Annotated in this window: 9 protein-coding genes; 5 read left to right on the forward strand and 4 right to left on the reverse strand. The window is 68.4% G+C overall.

The window, feature by feature from the left end:
- From VJR25_RS16300 to VJR25_RS16310, 3 genes are all read right to left on the reverse strand, one after another.
- Positions 1-292: methylated-DNA--[protein]-cysteine S-methyltransferase (locus VJR25_RS16300; protein WP_414683810.1), on the reverse strand; the 292-nt coding region annotated here is incomplete at its 3' end.
- Between the two features lie 397 nt (positions 293-689).
- Complete coding sequence (locus VJR25_RS16305; RefSeq protein WP_324116935.1) at positions 690-1,673, reverse strand: PDR/VanB family oxidoreductase; 984 nt, start codon at positions 1,671-1,673, stop codon at positions 690-692.
- A gap of 1 nt (position 1,674) precedes the next feature.
- Positions 1,675-2,766 carry an aromatic ring-hydroxylating dioxygenase subunit alpha gene (locus VJR25_RS16310; protein WP_324116937.1) on the reverse strand — a complete coding sequence of 364 codons (1,092 nt, stop codon included), beginning with the start codon at positions 2,764-2,766 and terminating at the stop codon, positions 1,675-1,677.
- A 112-nt stretch (positions 2,767-2,878) separates the two neighbouring features.
- Between VJR25_RS16310 and VJR25_RS16315 the strand changes: the two genes are divergently transcribed.
- The gene (locus tag VJR25_RS16315) at positions 2,879-3,472 is read left to right on the forward strand and encodes a PadR family transcriptional regulator (RefSeq protein ID WP_324116939.1); all 594 of its coding nucleotides are present in this window, start codon (positions 2,879-2,881) and stop codon (positions 3,470-3,472) included.
- Between the two features lie 254 nt (positions 3,473-3,726).
- Here the strand turns inward: VJR25_RS16315 and VJR25_RS16320 are convergent, their stop codons facing one another.
- Positions 3,727-4,170 carry a MarR family winged helix-turn-helix transcriptional regulator gene (locus VJR25_RS16320; RefSeq protein WP_324116942.1) on the reverse strand — a complete coding sequence of 148 codons (444 nt, stop codon included), beginning with the start codon at positions 4,168-4,170 and terminating at the stop codon, positions 3,727-3,729.
- A gap of 100 nt (positions 4,171-4,270) precedes the next feature.
- On the opposite strand from VJR25_RS16320, the gene VJR25_RS16325 reads away from it, so the two are divergent.
- From VJR25_RS16325 to VJR25_RS16340, 4 genes are all read left to right on the forward strand, one after another.
- Entirely contained in the window at positions 4,271-5,188 is a 918-nt protein-coding gene (locus VJR25_RS16325; protein WP_324116944.1) for an SDR family NAD(P)-dependent oxidoreductase, read from the forward strand.
- The gene (locus VJR25_RS16330; protein ID WP_324116946.1) at positions 5,185-6,066 is read left to right on the forward strand and encodes an amidohydrolase family protein; all 882 of its coding nucleotides are present in this window, start codon (positions 5,185-5,187) and stop codon (positions 6,064-6,066) included. Before VJR25_RS16325 ends, VJR25_RS16330 begins: the two co-directional genes overlap by 4 nt.
- Before the next feature lie 15 nt (positions 6,067-6,081).
- A complete protein-coding gene (locus VJR25_RS16335) occupies positions 6,082-6,537 on the forward strand; it encodes a MaoC family dehydratase (RefSeq protein ID WP_414683811.1) in 456 nt (151 codons plus the stop codon).
- 71 nt (positions 6,538-6,608) lie between these two features.
- A partial coding sequence (locus VJR25_RS16340) for a long-chain fatty acid--CoA ligase (protein ID WP_324116949.1) occupies positions 6,609-7,990 on the forward strand: 1,382 nt, incomplete at its 3' end.

Below are 7,990 nucleotides of genomic sequence, written 5' to 3' on the forward strand. Positions count from 1 at the left end.
TCTCACCGAACGGGATCGCGGCGACGATGTCCCATACGCGGTGCTGGAACTCGTCACCCGCCGCGGCGAACGGGAGAGCGAAGTCGCGTCGACGTCCGGCGAGGTAGCCCTGCAGCTGCGTGGCAGCCTCGGCGAGGAGGCCGTCGGATTCGAGCATGCGCACCGGACCGAACGAATCCTGTGCGGGTCTGCGGATGTGGTGGGCGAAGAACAGCCCGGTGATCGCGGCGCCGGTGGCGACGATCGTGACGGGGCCGAGGGGCGTGTCGACCACGGCGTGCCTGGTGTTCATGATGGTTCCTTTCGTCTCGTCCTGGAGACGCCGGGGCGAGGGCGGATGTGAGATCACCCGGCGCGCTCGAGGAGCACGGCGACCGCCAGCCTGTGCCTCGCCGTACTCGGGCGGAGTCTGACTGTGACAGCGGTAGTCGCGTTTTGGAAGGACAGCGGTCGCTTCAGGGGCTCTCCGAGGCTCAGGCGCGTCTTCCGGCCATCCCTTCCCCGGGTGAATGCATGTGCGCTCTTCGCGAATGAGCCCTGGCGCTCTGGACTCGACGCGGAGATCGGCTCGAGGTGGTCGCAGAGATTCCTCGTTTCGTAACTCGATATCGTGGTCGCGACAGGAGGCGTCCGATCTTCACGCAAGGACCGAGTCGTAGACGGTGGCGATGTTCGGGGCGACCCGTGCGTCAGGTCGTCACGATTGTGACGACGGCGCTTCCGCCGGCCGCGGGGACGACGCGTGAGACGCAGCAGCACATCTTCTCCCGCGCGCTGCGCTGGCGCTCGCTGTAGAAGACATCCCGATGGTCGATCTCGCCCTCGAGCGCGCTGACGCGGACCTCGCACAGTCCGCACTCGCCCTTGCGGCAGTCGTACATCATGTCGGCGCCCGCCGCCTCCAAAGCCTCGAGCATCGACTGGTCCGGCCCCACGCGGGTCTCGAGATCCAGCGCGGGTATCCGGACGGTGAACTCCTTCGCTTCGAACCACCCGCTGTTGCCGAACGTCTCCATCCGCACATCGGCGATCGGGAGCCCGCGCTCGAGCCACGCGCGCCGGACGGCATCCATCAGGCGAATGGGCCCGCAGACGTACACCTCGGTGCCCGGCTCCACTGAATCGATGAGATCGGGGACGGACAAGGAGGTGCTCTCGTCGCGCACGTGGACCGAGAGGCGGTCGCCGTGCGCATCGCGGAGGTCGTCGAGATAGGCCATGAGCGGCCGGCTCCGCCCGGCGTACACCATGCGGTAGTCCGCGCCGATCGCCTTGAGCCTCGCCGCCATGCCGTAGATCGCCGTCACGCCGACCCCGCCGGCGACCAGCACGTACTGCGCCGCGCCCACCCGCAGAGGAAAGTCGTTCATCGGCTGGGTGAGGGCGACCCGGTCGCCGGGACGCAGCGCGTTCATCGCTGCCGCGCCGCCGCGGCTCACGGGGGACAGGTAGACGCTGACCGCGATGCGCGCGCCGTCAGGTGACGCCTCGACGACCGAGTAGGAGCGTCGTTCTTCCGTCTCACCGATCCGCAGGCGCACGTCGATGTGTGCGCCCGGGTCGACGCGGATCGGGGAGTCGACGTCGATCTCGACGCGGCGGATCTCGGGAGTGAGCTGACGGGTGGACGCGACGGTGCCGCCCTGCCAGACCTCCTGATGCGACGATGCCATCTCAGCGTGCCGCCTGCGGGGTGCGCTCGCGGCCTTCCGCCGCCAGCATCCGTTCGAGGATGCGGCGCACCCACATGCCGCCGGCATCGATGTTCAAGCTGTAGAACTCGTAGTCCGGGTTGGCGTCGATCGCGGCCTGCTGGGCGGCGAGCATCGCCTCGTCCTCCCCGAAGACGCCGTGGACGCCGTCGCGAAGCTGCGTCGTGATGAGCTGGCTGTCGAGTCGATAGTTGCGCTGGAACGACCAGAAGTAGTGGCTGGTGCGGTCGGTCTCGGGGCTGATGGTGTTCATCACGTAGCCGTTGACACCCTGCGAGCGGTCACCCTCCGGTGCGCCCGTGCCCGCCTTCGCGACACCCACGTCGATGCGGATCGTGCCGGGCGCCTCGAAGTGGATGATCTGCCAGCGGTCGACCTTGCCGGTGAAGCCGGGGAACTTGTCGCGCATGTTCTTCAGCCAGAACGCCGGCGGGTCGATGTCGAGTATCCACCGCTCGACGGTGACCGTGTTCCCGGTGTGGCTCGTGATGAAGTCGGACTCGCTGAGCTCCTTCTGCCCGATGCTCGAACTGTGCACGAACTCCTCGTGCGTCAGGTCCATCAGGTTGTCGAGGATGAGCTGGTAGTTGCACGGCGCGTGAATGGTGAGTCCGTCGCCGGCCCACTCCGGATCGGTCATCTGGTGCATGTCGGGGATGGTGTCCGGGTCGGCGAGCGCCGGGTCGCCCACCCACACCCACACGTACCGGTACCTGTCCACGACGGGGAAGGAGGGGACCAGGGCGCTCGGATTGATGGTCTCCTGCGCCGGCATGGACGTGCACCGACCGCGCGAGTTGAAGGTGAGCCCGTGGTACGGGCACCGGATGTCTTCCGGACCGACGAGCACCCCATGCGACAGCGGCGCCAGACGGTGCCAGCAGGCATCCGCCATCGCGACGGGCCGGCCGTCCTCGGTGCGGTACAGGGCGAGCGGGCGTCCGGCGACGGTGCGCGCCAGGATCCTCTTGCGCCCGACCTCGTGGTCCCACGCGGCCACGTACCAGGCGTTGCGGGGGTAGTCGAGCAGCTTCGCGGCCATCGTCTCCGGCATCGGGACTCCTTCGTCTCCGGTGAATACCTATCCAGGAATACCTATGGTGATAGGTATCACCGCAAAGATAGTGTGGGACGGTGGCAGCCGCAAGTCCCCAGGACGTGACCCGATGACCCTCCGGTACGCGCTGCTCGCGCTGCTCACAGCCCAGCCGATGACGGGATACGACCTCGCCAAGGCGTTCCATGTGTCGGTGGGGCACGTCTGGCACGCTCCCGACTCGCAGATCTATCCCGAGCTGAAGCGGATGGCGGCCGACGGTGTCGTCGAGGTCGAATCCGTCACCCGCGGGCCGAGCTCGACGAAGCTGCGGTATTCGATCACCCCGGCCGGATCGGCTGCCTTCTCGGACTGGATGGCAGAGCCCTTCGAGTACCCGCTCGAGCGCGACCCGGCGCACCTGCGGGCCGCCTACTTCGAATGGGCGGATCCCGTCGCCGCCCGCGCGGTCCTGACCAAGCACATCGACCACTACTCGACGCTGCGCGCCCAATGGCAGGGCCAGCTCGACGCGATCCGGGACCGATCCCACCCGACCCTCCGGCGCCGCCTCGAGACGGATCAGGCGCATCCGGCTGAGGCGATCGTCGCCTTCAAGGAATTCACGTACGAGGGGTTCGTCGAGCGTGCGGACCACGAGATCGCGTGGGCGCGTCGGGGGCTCGAGCTGGTGGACCGCTTCGCCCCGGCAGGGGTGGCATAGCCCGTCCCTGCTCTGGGGATGCCCAGGCGTCCCCCGCCCAGCCTGGCTGCCGCCGCCGGCTGCCCGGCCGCCAGCCGCCGGCCGCTCTCGTTCAAGGGTCACGTTCGGTGGGTGCGGCCAGCAGATCGTGACCCTTGAACGGGGCCAGGTCGCGCGCTTGAGTGCTTCCGGGGTGCTTCGTGTTGTTCAAGGGTCACGTTCGGTGGGTGCGGCCAGCAGATCGTGACCCTTGGACGGGACGGGTGCGCGCCGGGCTACTCGGTCGGAAAGGCGAGTCCGCGAAGGATCTCGGCGATCCGAGTGCGCTCGCCCGGGGAGATCGCCGCGTGGGTCTCGTGCTCGGCGGAGCGTACGGCGTCGGCCGCGACCGCCCACAGGTGCTTGCCCGCCGCTGTGGCGACGATGATCTTGGTGCGGCGGTCTGCAGGATCCGGTGCGCGCTCGACGAGTCCGCGCTTCTCGAGCTCGTCCACGATGGCGACCACCTGGCTGGGGTCGAGGCGCAGGAACTCGGCAAGGTCCTTCTGCGACGGCCGGAGGTCTTCCGTGACCATTGTCAGCACCGAGTAGGACCGCGCGCGCAGCCCGTGCGGAGCGAGGGCCGCGTTGGCGGCGGCGACCGAGAGCGCGCTGGCGCGCGCAAGGAGGAAGCTGATGTCGTCGCTCAGCGCGGTCTCGGTGTCTCCCAGGCTGCCCATCGATCCATCGTATCAACGATGGTGAACATTAATCATTGACAAGTTCAATTATTGTGTGTTTGCATAACCGTGAACCTCACACCGACGAGAAGGAGCAGCCATGACGCTGGAGGGCAAGGTCGCCGTCGTCACCGGATCGGGACGTGGTCTGGGACTCGCATATGCGCAGGAGCTGGCCCGCCAGGGCGCATCCGTCGTGATCAACGACGTGGATGCCGGCACGGCAGCTGAGGCCGTCGCATCGATCGAGGCCGCCGGCGGTCGCGCCGTCGCCGTCGTCGCGCCCGTGGGACCGACAGCCACGGCCGACGAGCTCGTGCGGACGGCGGTGGACACCTTCGGCGGTCTCGACATCCTCGTCACGAACGCGGGCGTCCTGCGCGACACCGTGCTCTGGAAGATGAGCGACGACGACTTCGACACCGTCATCAACGTGCACCTGCGCGGCACCTTCACGTGCGTGCGTGCCGCGGCGACCTGGATGCGGGAGCACGAGGTCGCCGGGCGCATCGTCTGCATCGGCTCGCCGACCGGGCAGCGCGGCAACTTCGGGCAGACGAACTACGCGGCCGCAAAGGCGGGCATCGTCGGCATGGTCCGCACGTGGGCACTCGAGCTTTCCCGTGCCGGCATCACGGTGAACGCCGTCATCCCGGTCGCCGCGACGGCGATGACCGCCACCGTTCCGTACTTCGCCGCTGCCGTCGAGGCGGAGCAGAACGGCGAGCCGATGCCCGCGTTCTTCCGTCACGACCTCGGCTTCGGGACGTCGGACGACGTCGCCGGGACGATCGCCTATCTCGCCTCGGACGAGGCGTCCGGCGTCACCGGTCAGGCGATCGGCATCGGGGGCGACCGCCTCCAGGTGTGGTCGCACCCCGAGCCGGTGTTCACGACCTATCGCGAGGGCGGCTGGTCGTACGACGCCCTGCGGCGCGACTTCCCGGAGATCGCCGAGGCGCGTCGGCAGTCCGTCGGGGAGACGTTCCCGCCCCTCCCGGAGGAGCTGAAGCGGTGACGACCCGCTACGAGCCGGCCATCGACGTCGACGCGCTCGTCGCGATCGACACGCACGTGCACATCGAGATCGACCACGACGGGCACTCGTCGCTGCCGAGCGACCTGCGGGATGCCGCCTCGAAGTACTTCAACACGGACGGTCCCCGCCCGGACCTCGACAGCATCGCCGGGTACTACCGCGCGCGGAAGATGGCGGCCGTGGTGTTCACGGTCGACGCCGAGACGCACCTCGGTGAGGTGCCGATCTCCAGCGCCGGCATCGCCGAGGGCGCCGCGCGCCACAACGACGTCCTCATCCCGTACGGGTCCGTCGATCCGCACCGGCCGGATGCCGTCGATCGCATCCGCGCCCTCGTCGACGACTCCGGGGTGCGCGGGTTCAAGTTCCACCCGACCGTGCAGGGCTTCGACCCGAGCGACGAGCGGTGGTATCCGCTCTATTCGGCGATCCAGGATGCCGGCGTCCCGGCGCTGTTCCACACCGGGCAGACGGGAATCGGCGCGGGCCTTCCCGGCGGCCGGGGACTCCGCCTCGCGCTTTCGAACCCGATGCTGCTCGACGGCGTCGCCGCCGACTTCCCCGATCTGCAGCTCGTGATGGCCCACCCGTCCGTGCCCTGGCAGGACGAGGCGCTCTCGGTCGCAACCCACAAGCACAACACGTGGATCGACCTGTCCGGGTGGAGCCCGAAGTACTTCCCCGAATCGCTCGTCCGAGCCGCCGGCTCGTACCTCAAGGACCGCGTGCTGTTCGGCTCCGACTTCCCCCTGATCACCCCCGACCGCTGGATGTCGGATGCCGAGCGGACGACGCTCAAGCCCGAGGCGATGCCCGGCATCCTCAAGGGCAATGCCGTCCGCCTCCTCGGCCTCTGACGTCTCGAAAGGCACATCATGACCACCACCGCATCCTTCACCGACGCCCCTTCTCTGGAAGGCACCGACCTCGGCTGGTCGGACTGGCTCGAGGTCACGCAGAACCGCATCGACCTCTTCGCCGACGCGGTCGACGACCACCAGTGGATCCACGTCGATCCGGAGCGCGCCGCGGGCGGCCCGTTCGGTGCCCCGATCGCGCACGGATTCCTCTCGCTCTCGCTCGCGACGAAGTTCTGGAGCGATCTGTTCGAGCTGGAGGGCGTCACGACCAAGGTGAATTACGGGCTGGACAAGGTGCGCTTCATCTCGCCCGTGAAGGTGGGCTCGCGCGTGCGGATGAACGCCGTCATCGCCGAGGTCTCGGAGGTTCCCGGCGGCTACCAGTTCGCGGTCGACCAGACGATCGAGATCGAGGGCGGCACCAAGCCCGCCGTCGTCGCCCGAGGGATCTACCGCTTCTACGCCTGATCCCACCACCCCGGGTGCCCGAGCGCCCGGGGCCCAACCGAACACACTCGAGTACTGCGAAGAGGCAATCGATGAGGAACCAGGGTCTGGGGTCATGGATCGCACGGCGCCGCGAGAAGTCTGCAGGCGACGTCGCGATCATCCACGGCGCCCGCGAACTGCGCTATGAGGAATTCGCCGAACGGATCGACCTGCTGGCGCGCTCGCTGCACGAGCGCGGAGTCGTCAAAGGCGACCGCGTCGCGTTCCTCGGCAACAACCATCCCGACTTCCTGACGACGCTGTTCGCGTGCGGGGCCGTGGGGGCGATCTTCGTGCCGTTGAACACCCGGCTCGCCCCACGGGAGCTCGAGTACATGCTCGAGGATTCCGGTGCGCGCGTGCTGATCGTGCACGAGCAGTTGCGGGAACTCGCCCGCGCCGCGGCCTGGTCGAGCGGCGTCGAGCGGCGGATCGTCGTCGACGGACCTGCCGAATTGCCGGCCGTCGAGGCGCTCGACGACGTGCTGGCCGGGGCATCCGGTACGCCCCTCGAGGCAGACGTCTCGCTCGAGGACCCGGCCATCATCCTGTACACGTCCGGCACGACCGGTCGCCCGAAGGGGGCCGTGCTGACGCACGGGAACCTCACCTGGAACGCCCTCAACGTGCTCGTCGACTATGACGTGACCTCGGACGAACGCTCTCTCATGATCGCGCCGATGTTCCACGTCGCCTCGCTCGGCATGGGCGCCCTTCCCACGCTGCTCAAGGGCGGCACGCTCGTGCTGCAGGAGAAGGTCGATCCGGGCGCGGTGCTCGCCTCGATCGAGTCGCACCGCATCACCAGCCTGTCCGGAGTTCCGACGACCTTCCAGATGCTCGCCGAGCACCCCGACTGGGAGCGCACCGACCTGTCGTCGATCCGCAAGCTGACCTGCGGAGGGTCGAGCGTGCCGTTGCGCGTCATCGAGGCCTACGAGGAGCGCGGACTCCACTTCTCGAGTGGATACGGGATGACCGAGACCTCGCCCGGAGCGACCTCGCTGCCGTATCGCAAGGCGCGCGCGCATGTCGGCTCGTCCGGGCTCCCGCACTTCTTCACCGACGTCCGCGTCGTCGGAGCCGACGGCTCGCCGGTCGCACCGGGGGAGACAGGTGAGATCGAGATCAGCGGCCCGAACGTGATGAAGGAGTACTGGCTGCGGCCGGATGCCACCCGCGACGTGCACGACGGCGAATGGCTGCGCTCCGGCGACGTCGGCCACATCGACGAGGAAGGCTATCTCGTCGTCAGCGACCGGCTGAAGGACATGATCATCTCGGGTGGGGAGAACATCTACCCCGCCGAAGTCGAGCAGATGATCATGGAGCTGCCGGAGGTCGCGTCGGTCGCCGTGATCGGCGTTCCGGACGATCGATGGGGTGAAGTGCCCGCCGCTCTCGTCGTGCTCACCGGGGATGCCTCCCTGAC

It is taken from the genome of Microbacterium sp., assembly GCF_035277845.1.
GTDB lineage: Bacteria > Actinomycetota > Actinomycetes > Actinomycetales > Microbacteriaceae > Microbacterium.